At 64.2% G+C, this 20228-nt stretch carries 19 protein-coding genes; 8 read left to right on the top strand and 11 right to left on the bottom strand.

Translation table 11 applies throughout. From position 1 onward, the window contains the following. Nucleotides 1–109: 109 nt before the first annotated feature. From uraA to ACYQ3G_RS10020, 5 genes are all read left to right on the top strand, one after another. Nucleotides 110–1396, top strand: coding sequence for a uracil permease (gene uraA / locus ACYQ3G_RS10040; protein WP_459825486.1), 1287 nt, complete (start codon nt 110–112; stop codon nt 1394–1396). 180 nt (nt 1397–1576) lie between these two features. Then, nucleotides 1577–1807 (top strand): addiction module protein, encoded by a 231-nt coding sequence (locus ACYQ3G_RS10035; RefSeq protein WP_459825484.1) that lies wholly within the window; start codon nt 1577–1579, stop codon nt 1805–1807. Then, the gene (locus tag ACYQ3G_RS10030; RefSeq protein ID WP_459825482.1) at nt 1804–2172 is read left to right on the top strand and encodes a type II toxin-antitoxin system RelE/ParE family toxin; all 369 of its coding nucleotides are present in this window, start codon (nt 1804–1806) and stop codon (nt 2170–2172) included. Before ACYQ3G_RS10035 ends, ACYQ3G_RS10030 begins: the two co-directional genes overlap by 4 nt. 2 nt (nt 2173–2174) lie before the next feature. After that, entirely contained in the window at nt 2175–2348 is a 174-nt protein-coding gene (locus tag ACYQ3G_RS10025) for a hypothetical protein (RefSeq protein ID WP_459825480.1), read from the top strand. A gap of 19 nt (nt 2349–2367) precedes the next feature. Continuing rightward, complete coding sequence (locus ACYQ3G_RS10020) at nt 2368–3318, top strand: phosphotransferase enzyme family protein (protein ID WP_459825478.1); 951 nt, start codon at nt 2368–2370, stop codon at nt 3316–3318. Here the strand turns inward: ACYQ3G_RS10020 and ACYQ3G_RS10015 are convergent. The 10 genes from ACYQ3G_RS10015 to ACYQ3G_RS09970 all read right to left on the bottom strand — a co-directional run bounded on the left by ACYQ3G_RS10015 (nt 3299) and on the right by ACYQ3G_RS09970 (nt 14319). Then, nucleotides 3299–3841: an ORF6N domain-containing protein gene (locus ACYQ3G_RS10015; protein ID WP_459825476.1), complete on the bottom strand. Its 543-nt coding sequence runs from the start codon at nt 3839–3841 to the stop codon at nt 3299–3301. The two genes, ACYQ3G_RS10020 and ACYQ3G_RS10015, sit on opposite strands and share 20 nt — an antisense overlap. Next, a complete protein-coding gene (locus tag ACYQ3G_RS10010; protein WP_459825474.1) occupies nt 3838–4428 on the bottom strand; it encodes an ORF6N domain-containing protein in 591 nt (196 codons plus the stop codon). The genes ACYQ3G_RS10015 and ACYQ3G_RS10010 overlap by 4 nt, the downstream gene beginning before the upstream one ends. A 253-nt stretch (nt 4429–4681) precedes the next feature. Then, nucleotides 4682–6052 (bottom strand): DEAD/DEAH box helicase, encoded by a 1371-nt coding sequence (locus ACYQ3G_RS10005; RefSeq protein WP_459825472.1) that lies wholly within the window; start codon nt 6050–6052, stop codon nt 4682–4684. Continuing rightward, on the bottom strand, nt 6052–6483 hold the full coding sequence (locus ACYQ3G_RS10000; RefSeq protein ID WP_459825470.1) for a thioesterase family protein: 432 nt from the start codon (nt 6481–6483) through the stop codon (nt 6052–6054). The genes ACYQ3G_RS10005 and ACYQ3G_RS10000 overlap by 1 nt, the downstream gene beginning before the upstream one ends. Nucleotides 6484–6551: 68 nt before the next feature. Then, entirely contained in the window at nt 6552–7205 is a 654-nt protein-coding gene (locus ACYQ3G_RS09995) for a potassium channel family protein (RefSeq protein ID WP_459825468.1), read from the bottom strand. Between the two features lie 8 nt (nt 7206–7213). Then, nucleotides 7214–8560 carry a TrkH family potassium uptake protein gene (locus ACYQ3G_RS09990; RefSeq protein WP_459825466.1) on the bottom strand — a complete coding sequence of 449 codons (1347 nt, stop codon included), beginning with the start codon at nt 8558–8560 and terminating at the stop codon, nt 7214–7216. Between the two features lie 4 nt (nt 8561–8564). Next, nucleotides 8565–10202, bottom strand: coding sequence for an ABC transporter ATP-binding protein (locus ACYQ3G_RS09985; RefSeq protein WP_459825464.1), 1638 nt, complete (start codon nt 10200–10202; stop codon nt 8565–8567). After that, a complete protein-coding gene (locus tag ACYQ3G_RS09980) occupies nt 10174–11190 on the bottom strand; it encodes an ABC transporter permease (protein WP_459825462.1) in 1017 nt (338 codons plus the stop codon). The genes ACYQ3G_RS09985 and ACYQ3G_RS09980 overlap by 29 nt, the downstream gene beginning before the upstream one ends. Further along, on the bottom strand, nt 11187–12290 hold the full coding sequence (locus ACYQ3G_RS09975; protein ID WP_459825460.1) for a microcin C ABC transporter permease YejB: 1104 nt from the start codon (nt 12288–12290) through the stop codon (nt 11187–11189). The genes ACYQ3G_RS09980 and ACYQ3G_RS09975 overlap by 4 nt, the downstream gene beginning before the upstream one ends. Nucleotides 12291–12507: 217 nt before the next feature. Further along, nucleotides 12508–14319 carry an extracellular solute-binding protein gene (locus ACYQ3G_RS09970; protein WP_459825458.1) on the bottom strand — a complete coding sequence of 604 codons (1812 nt, stop codon included), beginning with the start codon at nt 14317–14319 and terminating at the stop codon, nt 12508–12510. A gap of 219 nt (nt 14320–14538) precedes the next feature. Between ACYQ3G_RS09970 and ACYQ3G_RS09965 the strand changes: the two genes are divergently transcribed. Next, nucleotides 14539–15945, top strand: coding sequence for an aspartate kinase (locus ACYQ3G_RS09965; RefSeq protein ID WP_459825456.1), 1407 nt, complete (start codon nt 14539–14541; stop codon nt 15943–15945). Nucleotides 15946–16046: 101 nt separating this feature from the next. Here the strand turns inward: ACYQ3G_RS09965 and ACYQ3G_RS09960 are convergent, their stop codons facing one another. Then, a complete protein-coding gene (locus ACYQ3G_RS09960) occupies nt 16047–18362 on the bottom strand; it encodes a cysteine synthase (protein WP_459825454.1) in 2316 nt (771 codons plus the stop codon). Nucleotides 18363–18692: 330 nt separating this feature from the next. Here ACYQ3G_RS09960 and ACYQ3G_RS09955 point away from each other — a divergent pair, with 330 nt between their 5' ends. Further along, nucleotides 18693–19040 carry a type II toxin-antitoxin system RelE/ParE family toxin gene (locus ACYQ3G_RS09955; protein ID WP_459825452.1) on the top strand — a complete coding sequence of 116 codons (348 nt, stop codon included), beginning with the start codon at nt 18693–18695 and terminating at the stop codon, nt 19038–19040. Further along, nucleotides 19033–20130 (top strand): HigA family addiction module antitoxin, encoded by a 1098-nt coding sequence (locus ACYQ3G_RS09950; protein WP_459825450.1) that lies wholly within the window; start codon nt 19033–19035, stop codon nt 20128–20130. Before ACYQ3G_RS09955 ends, ACYQ3G_RS09950 begins: the two co-directional genes overlap by 8 nt. Nucleotides 20131–20228 lie beyond the last annotated feature (98 nt).

Raw genomic sequence — 20228 nt, 5'->3', positions numbered from 1 at the left:
TGCATGTACGAGACTGCAGATTTGGGGTCTGCGCGGCAGGCCCCGTGCGGCGTGTGCGCGGGACGGGCCCATTTGGCCTTGCAACACATCATCCATCGAGGGACATTTCATGAGCAGAAGAATCATTCAGGTCGAGGAAAAAGTTCCACTTCTTCAAGGGATTCCACTCAGTTTGCAGCACCTCTTCGCCATGTTCGGGGCCTCGGTGCTGGTCCCCACCCTGTTCAAGATCGACCCGGCCATCGTGCTGCTCATGAATGGCATCGGCACGCTCATTTATCTCTTCCTGTGCAAGGGCAAGGCGCCGGCCTTCCTGGGTTCGAGCTTCGCCTTCCTATCCCCGGTCTTCGTGGTCCTGGGCGCCGACACGGCCATGTGGGGCGGCAACTACCCTTACGCCCTCGGCGGATTCATCGTCTCAGGCCTCATCTTCTGCACCGTGGCGCTGATCATCGGCAAGTTCGGCTCCGACTGGATCAAGATCGTGCTGCCGCCGGCCACCATGGGCCCCATCGTGGCCCTCATCGGCCTGGAACTGGCAGGCGTGGCCACGGGCATGGCCGGCATCATGCCCGATAAGGCCGGGGCCTATGACATGAACGCCATCATCGTCTCCATGGTCACCCTGCTCGTCGTGGCCTTCGGCTCCATCGTCTTCAAAGGCTTCATGGCCGTCATCCCGGTCCTGATCGGAATCATCGTCGGCTACGGCGTGTCCATCGCCATGGGCATGGTCAACTTCGGCATCATCTCGGCCGCCCCGGTCTTCGCCATGCCGACCATCTACACCCCCGCCTTCGACTGGGACAAGATCCTGATCATCATCCCGGCTTCCCTGGTGGTCATCTCCGAGCACATCGGACACCTCGTGGTCACGGGCAATATCGTCGGCCGCGAGCTGACCAAGGACCCCGGCCTGCACCGCTCGCTGCTGGGCGACGGCATCTCCACCACCCTGTCGGGCTTCATGGGCTCCGTGCCCGTCACGACCTACGGCGAAAACATCGGCGTCATGGCCATCACCCGCGTCTACTCCGTGTGGGTCATCGGCGGCGCGGCCGTCATCTCCATCTGCCTGGCCTTCGTCGGCAAGCTTTCGGCCTTCATCCAGTCCATCCCGACTCCGGTCATGGGCGGCATCTGCATCCTGCTCTTCGGCGTCATCGCCGCCTCGGGCATCCGCATGCTGGTGGAGTCCAAGGTCGACTACTCCAAGCCGGCCAACCTGATCCTGACCGCCATCGTCCTCATCGTGGGCCTGAGCGGCACGGCCGTGAACATCGGCACGGTCCAGCTCAAGGGCATGGCCCTGGGCACCGTGGTCGGCATGATCATGTCCATCATCTTCCACTTCCTCGAAACCATGGGCCTGACCAACCAGCCGGCAGACCACTAGGGCACCCGACCACCCTTAAGGGCAGGTGCGTTCAGGATTGGACGCACCTGCCCTTTTCGTTTCAGACCAGCCGATACGACAGACGCGGTCGAGCTTGATTTGTCACGACGCCCGCGATAGCCGAGACCAAGACAACTCGGATTTCGTGTCCCGCTCCACGGGTCACCGGAGGTCACACCGATGACGACAACTGCGAAACTGACGGAAGAAATCCTGTCCCTGCCTTGCGAGGACCGGATACGGATCGTGGAAACACTGCTTGAAAGCCTCAACGCCCCCATCGACAGGGAAGTTGAACACGCATGGGCAATCGAGGCGGAACGCCGAATCGACGACCTGAATTGTGGCCAGGTGCAATCCATTCCCGGTGCGGAGGTCTTTGACGACATTCGGCAACGCCTCGGCAGATGAACGTCAGCTTCCACCCTCTCGCACGCGCCGAACTGGTGCACGCGATCGAGTACTATGAAGAATGCGAACCCGGCCTGGGGGCGGCGTTCATGGATGAAGTCATTGCGGCCGTAGCCCGCCTGAAATTGAATCCCTCGGCCTGGAGTCCCTTTACGACCCGCACCCGTCGCTGTCGTACCAAACGCTTCCCATTTTCCATCATCTACCATGTTCGGCACGATCATCTCGAAATCGTGGCGGTGGCGAATTTGCGACGCAGGCCAGGTTATTGGATCGATCGTCTCAACGAAAACAAAGCACCCTACGAAGCGCCGTCACCGGGGGCCAGTTCCGGGCAATGGCGTTCATCCCGCAAAGAAGGTTAACCTTGAAGAAGCATAACGCACTGCTCTGGATCGGCGGCATCGTCGGCGTGCTGACCATGGGGGCACTGCGCTTCCTGGGCAAGAGCACGGACATCTTCGGGCTGCTGGCCGGCATGGTCGTGGTCATCGCGGTCCTGGCCTTCCTCGTCATCCGCTACGTGAACCGCAACTGGTGAGTTCGACTCCTCGATCGGAATGAACCTCACCCCTGGTTTCCTGAACACCATCCTCTCTGCCTGGGGTCTGCGCCTGGAATGCGCCAGGCCCGAAATCCCCATCCAGGGCAGCCCCGAGCGCTGCCTGGACCGCGTCGTGGTCCGGGCGGGAGGGGCGGACTGGCTTTTGGAAGAACTCGACGCCGGCTCCGTGTCCCGCAAGGCCGTCATCGCCGCGCGCCTTACGCACCTGTCCAGCCGCGGGCTGCCGGTGGCCGCCCCCTTGCATGGAAAGGACGGCGCATCCATCCAACACGCGCACGGACGCCACTGGCAGCTCTCGCCGTTTCTCGACGGCGTGCCCCTGGATCGCGGCACGTACTGGCGCGACGCTTGGCGCGGCGAGACCCTGGCCCGCTACCTGGCGGACATGCGCCGGGCCGCCCGCGACATGGACCTGAACGAACCGTCATTCGACCTGCGCGCCTACGCTCGCCGCATCGAGACCGACGCCCGCCGCCTGCATCCGCAGATCCACGGCCGGCTGGCCGCGATCTTCTCCCTGCTGGACCGCAGCCTGAATGCGTGCGGTGACCTGCCGAAAGTCTTCTGCCATGGCGACCCGCACCCCCTGAATGTCATCTGGGGCGAAGACCGCATCCTGGCGGCCATCGACTGGGAGTTCTGCGGACCCAAGTGCGCCCTGCACGACATGGCCCTGGTCCTGGGCTGCGTGGGCAGCGAGGACGAAGAGGCCCTGGACGGGGCGTTCGCCCGCGCATTTCTGGATACCGCCCGGAATGAAGGACTGCTCGATGCGGAACTGGAAGCCCACCTGCCTACTTGGACCCTGGCCCTGCGAACGGCCTGGCTGGCCGAGTGGCTGCGACGGGGCGATATGGAAATGGCGGAATTCGAGATGTTTTACATGGAGATTCTGGCCGACAGAATCCAAGGCGCCGGAGCAGGCTTCAGTCTTCGGAACCTCTGATATACCCGATGGGACGCCTGCGTGGCGCTTCGGGCTCCATAAGCGCCTTCATGGCCCGGATCAGGCCGCCGATGGCCTGGTCATGGTCGTCCAGACGCGCTTCGAGTTCCCCGAGTTTCGCAGACAACTCGCGATGTGAGGACAGCATCTCGCGGAACCTGACGAAAGCCCGCACGATGTACACGCTCATCTCGACGGCCCGCGGGGAGTTGAGCACCGTGGCCGCCATGATGGCACCGTGTTCGGTGAAAGCGCGCGGACTGTACCGCCGGCCGCCATGCCCGCCACTTGTGGTCGCAAAATGCGACCTCAAGTTCATAATTTCTTGTTTTGTAAGGACAAACATAAAATCCGGCGGAAACTTTTCCACGTTACGCCTGACCTGCTCGTTGAACCGCTTGGTCGGCACCCCGAAGAGTTCGGCCAGATCGGCATCGAGCAGGACCCGTTGTCCGCGAATTTCCAGAATCTTGTCCGGAAGGGCCTGAATTGTCGAAGCAAGGGCGTCACAGTTTGCGTTCATGGTTTCTCACTAACCATGGATTGACGCGAGCCGTCATCTGTTCGTGTGTGATCTCCGGCGTCAGTGATGTACCCTATGGGACGCCTGCGTGGCGCTTCGGGCTCCATGAGCGCCTTCATGGCCCGGATCAGGCCGCTGATGGCCTGGTCATGGTCGTCCAGACGCGCTTCGAGTTCCCCGAGTTTCGCAGACAACTCGCGATGTGAGGACAGCATCTCGCGGAACCTGACGAAAGCCCGCACGATGTACACGCTCATCTCGACGGCCCGCGGGGAGTTGAGCACCGTGGCCGCCATGATGGCACCGTGTTCGGTGAAGGCGCGGGGCAGGAACGGTGAAAACCTCAATTTTGCGAGGTGGCCGCAATTTGCGACCACCTCGGCTTTTTCCTGCTCCGTCAATATGAACATGAAATCCGCCGGGAACCGTTCCAGGTTGCGCCTGACCTGCTCGTTGAAGCGTTTGGTCGGCACCCCGAAGAGTTCGGCCAGATCGGCATCGAGCAGGACACGTTGTCCGCGGATTTCCTGAATCTTGTCCGGAAGGGCCTGGATTGTCGAGGCAAGGGTGTCTGGTGCGGGTTCCATGGATCCTCCTTGGGGATGAATGGCTGAAGCCCTGTCGTGTCGGGTTGGATTCCATCATCAACGCAGCGCTGCGCGACGACAAACAACGGACACTCATCCTTGGAGAATTCTGGGGGTCGGTTCAAGGTGGCAGGACTCGGCATTTTTCGTGCCCGCCAAACGGGGATGAGTGCCCATCGCCGCCATATCCGCAACGAAGGCCCGCGACGGACAACGCCCCCAATCCCAAGTCATCGCGGCGGTGCGGGACCGTCTAGGCCGAGAAAATCTCCTCGTAGACCGCGGCTCGCGCACGGGCCGCGGCGTCCAGAACCCCCACCCGCGAATCCACAAAATCATAAACCTTTGGTTGAGCTTTTCCAATGGAAGGCCGCAACACCCGCCCCAGGTACTGGATGAGGCGGCCGCTGAATTTTACGGGCGTGGCCAGGAAGAGGGAGGTCAGGTTGCTGGCGTCGAAGCCTTCGCCGATGAGCTGGCCCGTAGCGAAGACGACCTTTTCGCGACCGTCCTGGATGCGACCGACCAGACTCTTGCGCTCGGGCAGGGGCGTATCGCCCGTCAGCACGGCCCCGTCGATGCCGTGGCGCTCCAACAGCATGGCCTGTAGCGCGCGGCAGTGCCCCTTGCGGTCGGACAGCACCAGGGCCACCCCGCCTCCGGCGCTGATTTCCCGCTCCACCTCGTCGACGATGAGGGCGTTGCGCTCCCTGTCCTCGGTCAGGTCGGCGATGATGAGGGCGTATTCCTCCGAAGGGTCCCGGCGGGTGAAGAATTCCGTGGGCCTGATGCAAATCTGGGGGCGCAGGATGGCGCCGCTGTCCATCAGGTCTTCGCCGTCGATGCGGGCGTGCATGGCGCCCAGGTGCCAGAAGATGAGCTGCGTCAGGCCGTCGCGGCGATACGGCGTGGCCGAGAGGCCCAGGCTGTAGGCGCTGTCGAAGGCCGTCACGGCCGTCGTGAACGTTCGGCTGGGGGCGCGGTGGCACTCGTCGACCACCAAATGGCCGACGCGTTTTTTTAGCTCCTTGGCCCTGGCGTAGACCGACTGGACCGTGGCCACGGTGACGCGCTCGCCCACGCGGCTCCTGCCGCTGCCGATCATGCCGACCTCGCGGGCCGGGATGCCCAGGAACTGCTCGATGCGCTCCACCCACTGCATGGCCAGGTCGCGGGTGTGCACGATGACCAGGGCCGGCTGGCGGCGGCTGGCGATGAGGGACAGGCCGCAGACGGTCTTGCCCGCCCCGGTGGGCGCGCAGAGGGTGCCGAAGCGCCGGCGTAGCATGGCCTCGCAGGCCGTGTGCTGGTAGGGGCGCAGCTCCCCGGAGAAAGCAAAGTCCACCTCGGGCAGGCTGCGGCGCTCGTCCTCGTACTCGACAGTCTCGCCCAGGTCGGCGCAGATGCGCGCCAGACGCTCGCCGTAGCCGCGCGGCACGATGAGCCCGCCGCACTTGCGGGCCGAGTAGAACTTGAGGTGCCGCGAGACGCGGAAATTGGTGCGGCCCATCTTCAGGTTTTCGAGCCACTTGGGGTTCTCCATGGTCAGCTCGGCCATGACCGCGTCCTTCACGGACTCAGGCATGTCGGACAGGAAAAGCTTGTGGCTGATCCGGCAACGCATCACGCTTGCGACCCCAGCAGGTGGGCGAAACTCTCGGGAACCCGCGCGACCTTTCGCGCCGCGTAGTCGAAGCAGACCATGCCCGTCTTGACCACGGCGATCTCGGCCGCGTCGGACACACGGGTCAACCGATAGACCAGCTCAAAACCCGAGCGCCGCACTTCCGTGACACCCAGGTCAACATCCAGTTCGTCGCCCAGGAAAGCCTCGGCCCGGAAAAGCAGGGCCGCGTCGGCCATGATAAGCCCCGCCCCGCCCACGTCCTTCTCGGACAGCCCCAGGGACGACAGCCATATCACCCGCGCCTCGTGCGCCAGCCCCAGCACCCGGTCATTGCCCAAGTGCCCTCCGTAATTCACGTCCGAAACCCGCACCGACAGCCGCGCCCGGAAGAGCCACGCCTGCGGCGTCTCAATCTGCACTCGCGCCATATTTTACCAGTCCATCCCGTCCATCTCGTCCATTGCGTCCATATAGTCCATCATCCACCGTCTGTCCTTCAGGATACAAGCCCCTCCAAACTCTCCCCCCGCCCGATGACCGCCAGCGTGTCCCCCTGCTGCAGGGCCGCATCAGCCTTGGGCACGAACACGAAATGCTGTTCGTCAGCCGCCCGCACGGCCACGACCTGGATGCCGTAGGCATTGGTCAGGTTCAGCTCGCGCAGGTTCTTGCCGGCCCACTTGTCGACCACCAGTTCCTTCAGAATGACATTGGTGCCCAGCGGCAGGTAGTCGATGAGGCCCGGCACGGCCAGCTTGGCGGCCAGCTGCTCGGCGGCGTATCGTTCGGGGAAGATGACCGAGTCGGCCCCGACCTTGCGCAGCACCTTCTCGTGGTCGTGGCTGATGGCCTTGACCGTGACGCTGCGGCAACCCAGCTCCTTCAGGAACAGGGTGACGAGGATGCTCGCCTCCATGGAATGCCCCGTGCTGACGATGACCTCCGGCAGTTCCCCGAAACCCAGCTGTTGCAGGGCCGTCTTGTCCACGGCCTCGGCCTGGTAGGCGTGCGTCAGGGTCTCGGCCGCGGCCTTGACCTTGTCCGGGTCGATGTCCAGGCCGACAACCTGCTGGCCGTGCCTCATGAGGGACCGGGCCAGGCTCAGGCCGAACTTGCCAAGGCCCACCACCCCGAATTCCTTGCGTGCCATATGATCTCCTAGCCGATGAGCATGTTGCGTTCCGCGCGGCGAAAGTGCTCGCGGGTCTGCCAGGCCTGCAGCATGGTCAGAAAGACGATGGGCCCCAGACGCCCGACGAACATGAGCATCATGACGACGAGCTTGCCCGGGACCGACAGGTGCGGGGTCAAGCCGGTGCTGAGTCCCACGGTGCCGAAGGCCGACGCGGCCTCGAAAAAGAGCTCGATGAACTTGCCGCGCACCATCTGGTGCGGCACGTTGGCCCCCTCGGTCACGGTCAGGATGAAGACCGAGACCAGGACGAGGACCACGGCCAAAATGGTCAGGGTCATGGCCTTGTTCACCGTCGAGCCGTCCACGGCGTAGCCCTCGACCACGACCTGTTCACGTCCCTTGACCTGGGATGCGCCGAAGCCGAGCAGTACGCGCAGGGTCGTGGTCTTGATGCCGCCGGCGCAGGACCCTGGCGAGCCGCCGATGACCATGAGCAGGACGAGCACGAAAAGGGACGTATCCGTCATGACGCCGATGTCCATGGTGTTGAACCCGGCCGTGCGGGCCGTCACGGACTGGAAGAGGCTTTGCAGCACGGCCGTGAAGAGTCCGTCCTGAGGCATTTCGATGCAGAGGAAGACGGCCCAGCCCAAGAGCACGAGCCACAGGCTGGTGCGGATGACCAGGGAACTCTGCCAGCTGAGCCGCCCCGAAAGGCGCTTGAAACCCAGGAGCGACCCGAAAAACCCGGGCAATTCCACGAGGACGTAGAAGCCGATGCCCCCCAGAAAGATGAGAAGCATGAAGACGAGGCTGACGGGCAGATTCCCGCCGAAGCGCATGAGGTTGTCCGGGTAGAGGGCGAAGCCGGCGTTGCAGAAGGCCGACACGGCGTGGAAGAACGCCCCGAACCAGCCCATCTCGCCGCCGGTGAAGGCCTGCAGCGCCATGGCCCCCGCGGCCTCGATGCTCAGGCAGACCACGAAGACCCGGACCAGGAAACGTCCCAGCCTGAAAGATGGGTCGCCCAGCAGGGACTCGCCCACGGCCAGGCGGTCCGTGAGGGTCACGCGCCGGCGCCAGAGGTAGAAGACCAGGCTCGTGTAGGTCATGACGCCTAGGCCGCCGACGTGGATCAGCGCGGCCAGGACGGTCAGCCCGAACGTCGAGAAGGTCGTGCCCGTGTCCACCACGGTCAGGCCCGTCACGCAGGTCGCGGAGACCGAAGTGAACATGGCGTCGAGCCAAGAGATGGCCGTACCGTTCTGGGCGGCCGAGAGGTGCAGCAGGATGCCGCCGAAAAGAATGGTCCCGGCGAAGAAATAAACCGGCAGAAACGCCGGAGAGACGAATTTGCGGATGGTGGTCACGCGGTCACTCCAGGGCGGCGGCCAGCAGGGCGCGGGTGTACTCCTGGCCGGGCCGCTCGAAAATGGCCCCTGTATCCCCCTGCTCCACGATGCGCCCGTCCTTCATGATGACGACGCGGTGGCACAGGGCCCGCACCAGGGAGAGATCGTGGGTGATGAACATGTAGGTCAGGCCGAAGCGGGCCCGCAGGTCGCGCAGCAGCTCGACGATCTGGAACTGCACCGTGCGGTCCAGGGCCGAGGTGGGCTCGTCCAGGACCAGGAATTCGGGCCGCAGGATCAGGGCCCGGGCGATGGAGATGCGCTGGCGCTGGCCACCCGAGAATTCGTGGGGGTAGCGGTGCATGGCGGAGGGGTCCAGGTCCACGGCCTCCAGAATCTCGGCGATGCGCCGCTCCCGTTCGGATCCGGAGGCCAGTCTGTGCGCGTCAAGGCCCTCGGCCACGATCTGGCCAACGGTCATGCGAGGGCTGAGGCTGCCGTACGGGTCCTGAAAGACGATCTGAAAATTCCGGCGCAGGTCCCGGACCTGTCTCTCGCGCATGGCCGACAGGGTCCGCCCGTCGAAGACGACCTCGCCACCGCTCGGCAGCAGGCGCAGCAGGGCCAGGCCCAAAGTGGTCTTGCCCGATCCGCTCTCCCCGACCACGCCCAGGGACTCGCCCCGGCGGATGGTCAGGTCCGCGTCGGTCACGGCCTTGATGAAACTCGTGGGACGCCCGAGGAAGGTCTTCCCCTGCGGGAACCAGACCCGCACGCCCCTGGCCTCCACCAGGTTCCCGGCCGCCTCGTCCAGAGGGTCCGGCCGTCCAGCGGGCGCGCTGGTCAACAAGGCCCTGGTGTAGGGGTGCGACGGCGCGGAGAAAATCTCATCCCGCGAGCCGTGCTCGACGATGCGGCCCTCGCGCATGACGTGCACCTCGTCGGCCATGTGACGCACCACGCCCAGATCGTGGGAGATGAGCAGGATGGCCATGCCCAGCCGCCCCTGCAGGTCCCGCAGCAGGCCCAGGACCTGGGACTGGATGGTCACGTCCAGGGCCGTGGTCGGCTCGTCGGCGATCAGCAGGGCCGGATCGTTGGCCAGGGCCATGGCGATCATGACGCGCTGCCGCTGCCCGCCCGAGAGCTGGTGCGGGAAGGCCCCCAGGCGCGAGGCCGGGTCCGGGATGCCGACCAGCTCCAGCAGCTCCAGGGTGCGCGCCCGGGCATCGGCGCCGGGCCGGTGCAGGCCGACGGCCTCGCCGATCTGGCGGCCGATGGCGTGCAGGGGGTTCAGGGAAGTCATGGGCTCCTGAAAGATCATGCCGACGCGCCCGCCGCGCACCTCGCGCAGGGACGCCTCGTCCAGCCCGGCCAAGTCGCGCCCCTCGAACCGGATCTCCCCGCCGACGCGCGCCGAGGGCGGCAGAAGGCGCAGGACGGAAAGGGCCGTCACGGACTTGCCCGAACCGCTCTCCCCCACCAGGGCCGTGGTCCGGCCCGGCAGCACGGACAGGGACACGCCCTGCACGGCCGCGACGCTCCGCCCTTCCACCGCGAAATCCACGCGCAGGTCGCGGACGCTCAGGAGCGGCTCCGCGCGACCCGCCTGCGGCGTCACGGGCGACCGGCTAGGCGTTGTGGCGGGGATCAAAGGCATCACGCACTCCTTCTCCGATGAAAACCAAAAGGCTCAGGATGACGCCCAGGACCGCGAAGGCCGAGAGCCCGAGCCAGGGGGCCTGCAGGTTGTTCTTGCCCTGGGCCAGCAGTTCCCCCAGGGACGGCGAGCCCGGCGGCAGGCCGAAGCCGAGGAAGTCCAGGGAGGTGAGCGTGGTGATGGACCCGCTGACGATGAAAGGCAGAAAGGTCACGGTGGCGATCATGGCGTTGGGCAGGATGTGCCGGAACATGATGGTCCGGTCCGGCAGCCCCAGCGCCCTGGCCGCGCGCACGTACTCCAGGTTGCGGCCGCGCAGGAACTCGGCCCGCACCACGTCCACGAGGCTCATCCACGAGAAGAGCATGGTCACGGCCAAGAGCCACCAGAACCCCGGCTCGACCATGGAGGCCAGGATGATGAGGATGAAGAGCCCGGGCATGCCCGACCAGATCTCCATGAAGCGCTGCCCGGCCAGGTCCGTCAGCCCGCCGTAGTAGCCCTGGAAGGCGCCCACGGCCACGCCGACGACGGAACTGCCCAGGGTCAGGGTCAGGCCGAAGAGCACGGACAGGCGCACGCCGTAGATGATGCGGGCCAGGACGTCGCGTCCCTGATCGTCTGTGCCCAGCCAGTTCTCGGCCGATGGCGGGGCCGGGGCCGGCACGGGCAGGCCGTAGTTGATGGTCTTGTAGCTGTAGCGGATGGGCGGCCAGAGCATCCAGCCCTTGGCGTCGATGAGTTCCTGGACGTAGGCGTCGCGGTACACGGCCTCGGTCTCGAAATCGCCGCCGAAAGCGGTCTCGGGGTATTTCTTCAGGACCGGCGCGTACAGGCCCCCATCGTACCAGACCAGCAGCGGCCTGTCGTTGGCGACGAGTTCGGCCCCGAGGCTGGCCAGGAAGACGAACAGGAAGATCCAAAGGGACCAGAAGGCGCGCCTGTTGGCCCGGAAGGCGCGCAGCCGGCGTCGGGTGATGGGGTTCATCGGCCCTCCCTGCCTTCGAAGTCGATGCGCGGGTCCACCAGCACGTAGGTCAGGTCCGAGATGATCTTGGTGACCAGCCCGATGAGGGTGAAGATGTAGAGAGAGCCGAACATGACGGGGTAGTCGCGGCTGATGGTCGCCTCGAAGCCCAAGAGACCCAGGCCGTCCAGGGAGAAGATGACCTCGATCAAGAGCGAACCGGTGAAGAACATGGAGATGAAGGCCGCCGGGAAGCCGGCGATGACCAGCAGCATGGCGTTGCGGAAGACGTGACCGTAGAGGATGCCGCGCTCGCTCACACCCTTGGCCCGCGCCGTGACCACGTACTGCTTGCCGATCTCGTCCAGGAAGGAGTTCTTGGTCAGCATGGTCAGGGTGGCGAAGCCGCCGATGACCATGGCCGTCACGGGCAGGGCCAGGTGCCAGAAATAGTCCGTGACCTTATGCCACAGGGAAAACTCGGACCAGCCCGGCGAGGTCAGCCCGCGCAGGGGGAACCAGTCGAGGTAGCTGCCGCCCGCGAACAGGACCACGAGGAGGATGGCGAAGAGAAAGACCGGGATGGCGTTGCCCACGATCATGACGGTGCTGGTCCAGACGTCGAAGCGCGAACCGTGGCGCACGGCCTTCATGATCCCCAGCGGAATGGACAGGGCATAGATGATGAGGGTGCTCCACAGCCCCAGGGACAGGGACACGGGGATCTTCTCGCCGATGAGTTCGAGCACCCCCTTGCTGCGGAAGAAGCTCTCGCCCAGGTCGAAGGTGGCGTAACTGACGAGCATGTGCACGTAGCGTTCCCAGATGGGCTTGTCGAAGCCGTACATGCGCTCGATGCGGGCCACCACGTCGGGATCCAGGCCCTGGGCCCCGCGGTAGGCCGATTTCGAGGACGCCTGGGCCGTCTGGGAACCGCCGGCCGCATCGGCCCCGGGACCGCTGACGCGGGCCGCTGCCGCCACGTCGAGGCCTTGCAGGCGCGCGACCATCTGCTCCACGGGCCCGCCGGGCGCGGCCTGGATGATGAAGAAATTGAGCGTCAGGATGCCCAGCAGTGTCGGGATGATGAGGGCCAGACGGCGCAGGATGTAGGCGAGCATTGTTTCCGGATGTTATCGGTTCACGTTTGTTGTGCGTCAAAAAAAAGGCATGGATCCCCGCCTGCGCGGGGATGACACTCTGACGATGCGGGCGGCTTCCGTCGGAAGAGAACGCCGAACTGTCGCAATAATTGCAGAGTCATTCCCGCGCAGGCGGGAATCCATGTCTTTTCTCTTAACTTCATGCAAACACAGTTTTTTTTGATGGAGCCGCACCCTACTTCAACCCCGCGCCCTTGCGCTTCCCCGCCAGGTCCTTCTCCTTCTGCGGGTCTATCCACCACGCCTGGAAATCGAGGCCGTAGTCGGCCAGCTTCTCCGGCCGCCCGAACTTGTCCCAATAGGCCACGCGCCAGGACGTGGAATGCCAGTGCGGGATGACGTACCAACCCCACAGCAGGGCCCGGTCCAGGGCCTTGCAGCGCAGGATGAGGCTCTCGCGGTCCGGGGCGGCGATGACCAGGTCCACCAGCTTGTCGATGGCCGGGTCCTTGATGCCGCAGTAGTTGCGCGACCCGGGCATGTCGGCCGAAGCCGAGTGCCAGAAGGAGCGCTGCTCGTTGCCCGGCGACAGGGACTGAGGAAAGCTGGTCACGATCATATCAAAGTCGAAGCCGCGCAGGCGCTCCAGATACTGGGAGGTATCGACCATGCGCACGCTCATGGTGATGCCGAGTCGAGCCAGGTTGCGCTGGAACGGCAGGACCACGCGCTCGAAGTCGGGCTGCACGAGGAGCATCTCGAAGACGAAGGGCCTGCCATCCTTGGTCAGCTTGCCGTCCTGCACGACCCAGCCTGCCTCCTTGAGCAGGTCTGCGGCCGTGCGCAGGTTCTCGCGGATGTTGCCGCTGCCGTCGGTGGCGGGCAGGCTGAAGGCCTTGGTGGATACCTCGGCGGGCAGGCCCAGAGGATCAAGGATGGCCGTCTCCTCGGGAGTCGGCGCACCCGACGAGGCCATGTCGGAATTGGAGAAGAAACTCGTGGAGCGCGCGTACTGGCCGTAGAAGAGGTTCCTGTTGCTCCACTCGAAATCGAAGGCGTGGTTCAGGGCCTTGCGCACCAGGGGGTCGGCGAAGATCTCGCGACGCGTGTTGAAGGCGAAGCACTGCATGCCCTGGGACAGCTTGTGCGGGATGTTCTCGGTGCGGATCAGGCCGCGTTCCACGGCCGGGCCGGTGTAGCCCGTGGCCCACTGCTTGGAGTTGTATTCCTGCCGGAAATCGTACTCCCCGGCCTTGAAGGCCTCCAGGGTGACTGTCAGGTCGCGGTAATAGTCGTAGATGATGGTGTCGAAGTTGTGCCGCCCCCTGTTCACGGGCAGGTCGCGGCCCCAGTAGCCGGGGTCGCGCACGAAGGTCAGGCGCTGGCCGGCCTTGAACTCGCCGATGCGATACGGCCCGCTGCCCACGGGCACCTCCAGGGAGGAGGCGGAAAAATCCTTGCCCTGCCAGAACTTCTCCGGGAGCACGGGCAACTGGCCGAGGATGAGGGGCAGCTCCTGGCTGGCGCCGGGCTTGAAAAAGAAGGTCACGGTCAGGGGGCCGGCGGTCTCGACCCGCTCCACGTCGGCATAGTACTGGGCGTAGTGCGGGTTGCCCTTCTCCACCAGGGTCCTGAAGGTGAAGGCCACGTCGGCGGCCGTCACGGGGCTTCCGTCGTGGAAGCGGGCCTCCTTGCGCAGATGAAAGGTCAGGGAAGAGCGGTCCGGGGCCAGTTCGATGCGCTCGGCCACAAGCCCGTACTCGGTGAATGGTTCGTCCAGGGACTGCTCGGTCAGGGTGTCGAAGAGCAGGCCCAGGCCGTCGGCGGAGTTGCCCTTGACGATGAAGGGGTTGAAGCTGTCGAAGGTGCCCGTGGCCGCCAGGCGCACGGTTCCGCCCTTGGGTGCGTCGGGGTTTGCGTAGTCGAAGTGGGTGAAGTTCGGGCCGTACTTAGGCTGGCCGTTCATGGCCAAACCGTGCACGGGCCCCTCGGCCGAGGCGGGCAGGACGGAAACGAGAAGGAGGACGAGGGCAAGGAGGCGCTTCATGATGTACCTGCTCGGGTTGCGGATTTGCGCCCTTGTAGCCCCGGCGGTCCTGGGCGTCAAACCTGGCCCTGGTCCGCACGGCGCAGGTCGTCGAAAATCGATTTTCTTTTTCACCCGTATTGACGCTTGGCCGCCTTAGGAAATATCCCTCAATGGCTTTCGGGCGCGGCCGGCCCTGTCCGCGGCGCCCCTTCACCCCTCAGCCTTCCAGGACAGCCCATGAAAGCCAAACTTCGCGTCGAAAAGATCGGCGGAACGTCCATGTCCCGCTTTCCGGAGATCGTCGACAACATCATCCTGCGCGATCCAGCCGACGTCTACGGCCGCATCTACGTGGTCTCGGCCTACGGCGGCGTGACCAACGAACTTCTGGAGCACAAGAAAAGCGGCGAGCCGGGCATCTACCAACTCTTCCGCAACCAGGAGAATTACGCCAGGAAGATGCTGGCCCTGCGCGACCACCTTTTCAAGCTGAACGAGACCTTCGTCCACGCGGGCCTCGACCTGGCCGCGGCCAACGAATTCGTCGACGACCACATCGACCTGGCCATCAACATCCTGCGCAGCATGGACAACGTCCTGGCCTCGGGCTACGTGTCCCGCAAGGCCCTGCTCCTGGCGGCGCGCGAACTCCTGGCCTCCCTGGGAGAGATGCACAGCGCCTTCAACTCGGCCAACATCCTGCAGAACCGAGGCTTCGACGCCACCTTCATCGACCTGAGCGGCTGGGAAGACAGCCGGCAGCTGACCATCGACGAGCGCATCAAGGCCAGCTTCGAAGGCATCGACCCCTTCAAGACCATCTGCTTCGCCACGGGCTACACCAAGGGCACCGAAGGCATCATGCGCGAGTTCGACCGCGGCTACTCCGAGGTCACCTTCTCCAAGGTCGCCGTTCTCCTGGGCGCGTCCGAGGCCATCATCCACAAGGAATACCATCTCTGCTCCGGGGACCCGGTGCTCATGGGCGTGGAGAACATCCACCCGGTCTGCAGCACCAACTTCGACGTGGCCGACCAACTGGCCGACGTGGGCATGGAAGCCATCCACCCCAAGGCGTCGAAACCCTTGGAAATCAACAACATCCCCATCCGCATCAAGAACGCCTTCGACCCGGGTCACGCCGGCACTCTTATCACCAAGGACTTCATCGCGCCCAAGTCCATGGTCGAGATCGTGACCGGATCGGACAAGGTCACCTGCATGGAGGTCCATGACACGCGCATGGTCGGCGAGGTCGGTTTCGACCTGCGCATCCTGCAGGTCCTGGCCAAATACGACATCTCCTACATCAGCAAGGCCACCAACGCCAACACCATTGGCATGATCATCGGCGACCGCGACTGCAAGCCGGAAATGATCGCCGAACTGCAGGACAGGTTCGAGCAGATCACCCTGCGCAAGGTGGCCATCGTCTGCGCCATCGGCTCCAACATCGGCCAGCCCGGCATCCTGGCCAAGGCCGCCGGGGCCCTGGCCACAGACGGCATCAACATCCTGGCCGTGTCCCAGACCGCGCGCCAGACCAACATGCAGTTCGTGGTCGAGCGCGACCACTTCGCCAAGGCCCAGATCGCCCTGCACAAGGCCCTGTGCGCGCGCCAGCCCCAGACGTGCGCGGGCTGAAAGCGCAGCCCGGATCGAAAAAAGGAAATCCCCCGCAAGAGCCTGGCTTTTGCGGGGGATTTCTCGTGTTACGCCCGTCAGCGCGGCAGACAAACAGAGACTTATGAACGGCCCTCCTGGACGTACAGGCGCGGGCCCTGGGGGTGGTCTTCCAGGCGCAGGTTCATGGCGGACAGCTCGGCGCGCAGGGCATCGGCCAGGGCGAAGTCCCGGGCCTTGCGGGCCTCTTCGCGGCGGGCGACCAGGTCGATGGCGGCGGCCGGCCAGTTCCGGGGCGCCAGGGGAAGGCGCGCGTGATCCAAAAAGCCCAGGACGCGGTCGCAGGCCAGGAGCTGCTCGGCCACGAGCTTGGCCTCCTGGGCGCTCAGCTTGGCGGCGCGGGCGTTGACGGTCTTGGCGAAGGCGAAGAGGGCCGGCCAGAAGTGGGCCAGGTCCAGATTGTCCTCCAGGGCCGTCGTGAAGGCCGTCTTCAGGTCGTAGATGGCCTGCTCCATGTCCGGCGAGACGCCCTCGCCCTTCCCGCCCAGAACGGCGGCCGCGTAGGCGTCCTGCAACCGGCGCTGGTTCTTGGACCACATGGCCAGACTTTCGGGCGAAAAGGCCAGGGACTTGAGGTACGAGGCCGACAGGAACCACAGACGCAGGGCCGCCCCGCTTTCCACCAGGCCGAGGGCCTCGGGCAGCTGCGGCAAGGCGAGGTCCGGCTCCCGCGGAGTGACGGACTGGGCCACCATCCAGGCCAGGGGCCGCACGCCGGCGCCCGCGTTCCAGATGGCGCTGAAATTGTCGAGATGCGGGAAGCGGTGCGCCTCGGCCACGAGCATGACCGAGACGGTTCCCAAGGTATCCAGGGCCGCGGCCGCGAGCTGCAGAAACCAGCTGGGGCGGACCTTGCCCCATTCCGTTTCAAGGACGTCGCCGAGCTTCAAGTCCTGCAGGGTGGCGCGTTTGAGGAGCGTGAAGTCGGCCGGGTTCTCCTTGACGTAGTCGGCCAGGTCCACGGTGTGGCCGACGTTCATGCCGGCCGTGTCCACGCAGGAGGTGCGGCCGTAGGTCTTGTCGCGGGTCACGTCGAAATAGACGGAGCGCAGTTTCTCGTAGGCCTGCCCCTTGGCCAGGAGCTTGCGTGCCAGGCCCAGGGCGCGTTCCCGGCTGGCCCCGGCCAGGGGGAAGACGACGCTGTCCGAGACGCCCAGGGCGCGGGCCTGCTCGAGCATGACAGTCTGGGCCCTGGCCCCGAACTCCGCCGCGGCGACTTTGGCCTCGCGGGCCGCGGCCAGGGCGCGGTCGTCCATGTCGGCCAGGCCCACGGCCATGCGCGCGGGCTGTCCCCGCTCCGCCAGGGCCCGGGTCAGGACGTCGAGCCACACGATCCGCCGCCAGACCTCCAGATCCCCCAGTTCGTCGAGGCTGGGCCCCGGCGTGAACAGGGCGTGCCCGCCCGCCGGGCTGACCAGAATCTCCAGGCACTCGGAGGCCACGCTGCGTACCCCCAGGCCGTGCCTGGCCGGCGGCGCGAAGAGCGTGGTCGAAAGATAGCGCTCGCCCGTGTCGGGACAGATGAAGACAATAAGGCCCTCCTCACCGGCCGCGTCCAACTCGCCCGCGATGCGCAGGGCCCCGGCCAGGGCCGCGCCCGCGCTCATGCCCGAAAGAATCCCCTCCTCCCGCGCCAGCCGCCGTGCGCACTCGTAGGCCTCCTCGTCCTCGACGTGGACGATGCGGTCCAGGGCGCGTTTGTCGTAGATGCCGGGGGGATAGGATTCCTGCATGTTCTTGAGACCCTGGATCTTGTGCCCGGCGTAGGGCTCCACCGCCACGACCTTGATGTGCGGGGCCGAGGCCTTCATGCGCTTGGCGATGCCCATGGCCGTGCCGGAGGTGCCGAGGCTGACGACCACGTGCGTGGCCCGTCCCTCGGTCTGGGCAATGATCTCCTGCCCCGTGCCGATGAAGTGCGCGGCGATGCTGGCCGGGTTGTTGAACTGGTCCATGAGCACGTAGGTCTGCGGCTCCTCGCGCGCCAGCCGGTAGGCCTCCTCGATGGCGCCGTCCGTGCCCAGGCGCCCCGGAGTCAGCCGCAGTTCCGCCCCGAAGGCGCGCATGATGCGCTTCCTCTCCTCGGAGGCCGAGTCGGGCATGAGGAGGGTCAGCTTGTAGCCCTTGACGGCGCAGACCATGGCCAGCCCAACGCCAGTGTTGCCGCTGGTGGCCTCGATGACTGTCTTGTCCGGTGTCAGCTCCCCCGAAGCCTCGGCCGCCTCGATCATGGCCAGGGCCACGCGGTCCTTGATAGACCCGCCGACGTTCTGGGCTTCGAGCTTGGTGGCAAGGCGGATGCGGGGGTGCGGGAAGACGCGGTTCAGAAACACCACGGGAGTGGCGCCGATGAGGGAGAGGATGTTCGGGTGGATCATTGACGCAACCTTGCTGATGAATTGGACGGGAGGGCGCAAACCTAGGTCAAAACCCGGTTCCGGGCAAGGGGCGGGGTTCCTCCTGGACATCAATACCCAGCCATCGTCTGAAGATTACCGACTCACCCAGTAATAAGACAGAGCAATTACCTAAGTAGTCTACAACTGCCTGAAATTATGTCTTGAATCGCAGAAGCTCCGTGCGCTATGGCCTCGAAAATTTGCTTATCCTCGAATCGTTGCATCGTGCTGCCTCATATCTTTTTCCCGCCCTGATCGATTGAAAAATGGTTAACCAAGTAGGTTAATCATAATTGACGGAGGCCTATTTTGGAGATATTTTTCAAAAACAAAAAACTTGCAAAGGAATTTTGCGAAGGGGCGCGGCTTGAAAGACTTCACGGAGTTCAACGTGCTCGAAAAATTCGTCTGCGAATGAGCGAGTTTCGAGCTGCGGCTTGTCTCATGGATTTTTGGCCGCCCAAAAGTGGGCCCGGTCGATGCCACGAACTGGCGCAGGGCAAGCGTAACGGTCAGCTTTCCGTGGATTTGGATCATCCCTATCGTCTGATTTTTTCTCCCGCCCATGATCCGATACCCACGCATGAGGATGGCGGCCTGGACTGGTCGAAGGTAACCGCCATCGTAATTTTGGGAGTGGAGGATACCCATGAATAACGAACAAAATATCAAATTTATTCCGGACTATCTGGTTGCGCCTGGAGAGGTGCTGGCAGAATACCTTGATGATTTGGGCATGACCCAGGCCGAACTTGCGGATCGAACAGGCTTGACCAAAAAAACCATCAACGAAATCATCAAGGCCAAGGCGCCTATCACTCCTGAAACGGCTTTGAAACTCGAACGCACTCTGGGGCGCCCGGCCCACTTTTGGAGCAACCTGGAACGCCACTATCAAGACGACCTGACGCGACTTGCCGAGCAGCGGCGCATGGCGTCGTACCTGGAGTGGCTCAAGCGGGTTCCTGTATCCGCCATGGCAAAGCTGGGCTGGATTCCAAAGCTCAAGGATACGTTTGAGCAGCTCGACGCGGTGCTGTGCTATTACGGCGTGGCGTCTCCAGCGCAATGGCAAACAGTCTGGAGTGAATACCAGGTCGCCTATCGGCAGACTGCCAGATTCGAAGGGTGCGCGGAGGCTGTATCCGCGTGGCTGCGGCAAGGGGAACTCCAAGCTCAACGCATCGAGTGCGCCCCTTTTGATCGCAAGCGTTTTCTGGAAGTTCTTGAACACGTTCGCACCCTGACCACTGCCCCTCCCCATGTTTTTAGGCCCAAGCTAGTTTCTCTTTGCGCTTCCGCAGGGGCGGCCGTGGTTTTTGTGCCGGAACTGCCAAAGACAGGCACTTGGGGAGCCACCAGATGGCTCGGAGATCGCGCGGTAATCCAACTCAGCTTACGCTATAAAAGCGATGACCATCTCTGGTTCACCTTTTTCCACGAAGCCGGCCACATCCTCAAGCATGGCCGCAAGACGGTGATCATTGAAGGCAATGGACTCGATGACGAGAAAGAAAGGGAAGCAGACGCCTTTGCCAGGGACAGACTCATCCCGCCAGCAGAGATGCGACGGCTCGTCAAGGCTGACAGTATGTCGGCAGCGGATATCAAAACCTTTGCCGCAGAAATCGGCATCGCTCCCGGCATTGTCCTTGGACGCCTGCAACACGACGGGATCATTCCCTATAAGACGGGTCTTAATAGCCTGAAAATGTTCTATCGTTGGAAAAGAGCAGACGATGAATGACGGTTCAGACGCACGACTTCAAGGGAAACTATATTCTGAGGTCGGACATTGCTTCTTGAACTATTCAGCACTGAACATTCCAGACAAAATAGAGCTTA

Source organism: Desulfomicrobium salsuginis (assembly GCF_054657795.1).
This window is presented reverse-complemented; position numbering and strand designations above follow the sequence as displayed.

Bases quoted from the DNA above. Each gene is read 5' to 3' on its own strand.
- ACYQ3G_RS09965 (WP_459825456.1), top strand. From the start codon at position 14,539: ATGAAAGCCAAACTTCGCGTCGAAAAGATCGGCGGAACGTCCATGTCC.
- ACYQ3G_RS10035 (WP_459825484.1), top strand. From the start codon at position 1,577: ATGACGACAACTGCGAAACTGACGGAAGAAATCCTGTCCCTGCCTTGC.
- ACYQ3G_RS09970 (WP_459825458.1), bottom strand. From the start codon at position 14,319: ATGAAGCGCCTCCTTGCCCTCGTCCTCCTTCTCGTTTCCGTCCTGCCC.
- ACYQ3G_RS10005 (WP_459825472.1), bottom strand. From the start codon at position 6,052: ATGCGTTGCCGGATCAGCCACAAGCTTTTCCTGTCCGACATGCCTGAG.
- ACYQ3G_RS09975 (WP_459825460.1), bottom strand. From the start codon at position 12,290: ATGCTCGCCTACATCCTGCGCCGTCTGGCCCTCATCATCCCGACACTG.
- ACYQ3G_RS10020 (WP_459825478.1), top strand. From the start codon at position 2,368: ATGAACCTCACCCCTGGTTTCCTGAACACCATCCTCTCTGCCTGGGGT.
- ACYQ3G_RS09985 (WP_459825464.1), bottom strand. From the start codon at position 10,202: ATGCCTTTGATCCCCGCCACAACGCCTAGCCGGTCGCCCGTGACGCCG.
- ACYQ3G_RS10030 (WP_459825482.1), top strand. From the start codon at position 1,804: ATGAACGTCAGCTTCCACCCTCTCGCACGCGCCGAACTGGTGCACGCG.
- ACYQ3G_RS09960 (WP_459825454.1), bottom strand. From the start codon at position 18,362: ATGATCCACCCGAACATCCTCTCCCTCATCGGCGCCACTCCCGTGGTG.
- ACYQ3G_RS09950 (WP_459825450.1), top strand. From the start codon at position 19,033: ATGAATAACGAACAAAATATCAAATTTATTCCGGACTATCTGGTTGCG.
- ACYQ3G_RS10000 (WP_459825470.1), bottom strand. From the start codon at position 6,483: ATGGCGCGAGTGCAGATTGAGACGCCGCAGGCGTGGCTCTTCCGGGCG.
- ACYQ3G_RS10015 (WP_459825476.1), bottom strand. From the start codon at position 3,841: ATGAACGCAAACTGTGACGCCCTTGCTTCGACAATTCAGGCCCTTCCG.
- uraA (WP_459825486.1), top strand. From the start codon at position 110: ATGAGCAGAAGAATCATTCAGGTCGAGGAAAAAGTTCCACTTCTTCAA.
- ACYQ3G_RS09980 (WP_459825462.1), bottom strand. From the start codon at position 11,190: ATGAACCCCATCACCCGACGCCGGCTGCGCGCCTTCCGGGCCAACAGG.
- ACYQ3G_RS10010 (WP_459825474.1), bottom strand. From the start codon at position 4,428: ATGGAACCCGCACCAGACACCCTTGCCTCGACAATCCAGGCCCTTCCG.
- ACYQ3G_RS09995 (WP_459825468.1), bottom strand. From the start codon at position 7,205: ATGGCACGCAAGGAATTCGGGGTGGTGGGCCTTGGCAAGTTCGGCCTG.